Source organism: Cecembia lonarensis LW9, assembly GCF_000298295.1.
GTDB classification, from domain to species: domain Bacteria; phylum Bacteroidota; class Bacteroidia; order Cytophagales; family Cyclobacteriaceae; genus Cecembia; species Cecembia lonarensis.
In genome coordinates this window covers 1-1,181 of record NZ_AMGM01000202.1, presented here as the reverse complement: position 1 = coordinate 1,181, position 1,181 = coordinate 1, and the positions used below count along the sequence as shown (strand labels likewise).

The window sequence follows — 1,181 nt, the reverse complement described above, 5'->3', positions numbered from 1 at the left end:
GGTGGTCGCCGGAGACCAACGCCATGGCCTCTTGCGTACTCCCGGCACCCGGGTCATCGAACTGTCCCCGGGCAACCCCGACGGGTTAGGTCATGTACTACCGGGCAACCTCTGCGGCGCGATGATCTGGGTCCCGGGCAGCAGCAACTAAATGGCCAAACACGAAGGGCGCTCGCCGAGGTGGCAAGCGCCCTTCTCCAGGCTGTGCTGGTGCGCCGGCTACCCCTTGACCGAGCCGCTCATCAGCCCGCCGACAAAGTACTTGCCCAGCAGGATGTAGACGATCAGCGTCGGCACCGAGGCGATCAGTGCACCGGCCATCGACGCGGCGTAGTCGGTGAGCTGGCCGCCGGCCAAAAAGCTCAGCGCAATGGTCACCGGTCCGTTGCGTCCCGAGGAGAAGAACGCGGCAAACAGGTAGTCATTCCAGGCGGAGGTGAACTGCCAGATCAATACGACCACGAAGCCAGGTGCGGGGACCGGGAAGATCACCGAGGCATAGGTGCGCAGGATTCCTGCCCCGTCCATGCGTGCGGCCTCGATGAGCTCGGAGGGCACCGACTCGTAGTAGTTGCGGAAGATCAGCGTACAGATCGGCAGCCCGTAAACGATGTGCAGCAGCATCAACGAGGGAACGCCCTGGGGCACGCCCAGGGTGCTCATCAGCTGGGTCAGCGGGATCATGACCGCCTGGTAGGGGATGAACATGCCAAAGAGGATCAGCGTGAACACCACATTGGCGCCCGGGAAGCGCCATTTGGAGAGCACATAGCCGTTGATCGAGCCCAGCGTGGCGGAGATGACCGCGGCGGGGATCACCAGGGCGAAGGTACGTCCCAGCGCGGGGGCCAGCGTGGTCCAGGCCTTGGACCAGCCGGCGGTTTCCCAGGTGGTGGGCAGGAACCAGGCGCGTGAGGGATCGGCGTCGGAGCTGCCCTTGAAGCTGGTGATGAATAGGACGTAGGCGGGGATCAGCACCACCACCACAAAGAACAGCAGCAGCACGTACTTCAGGGTCCGGTTGATGCGGCGGCGCCCGGGGTTTGGTGCCCCGGCGGCGCCGGGTGCCGCCGGGGCTGCGGAACGATCAAGGGTTGAGGTAGCCATCAGCGCTTCTCCGCTCGCGAGGTGTACATGAGGTAGGGAATGACCACGATGGCGACCAGCACCAGCAGGATCAT

1 protein-coding gene is annotated in these 1,181 nt (G+C 64.5%); it reads right to left on the bottom strand.

All coding sequences use genetic code 11. From position 1 onward, the window contains the following. Positions 1-219 precede the first annotated feature (219 nt). On the bottom strand, positions 220-1,181 hold a 962-nt coding region (locus B879_RS23785), incomplete at its 5' end, for a carbohydrate ABC transporter permease (RefSeq protein ID WP_238542192.1).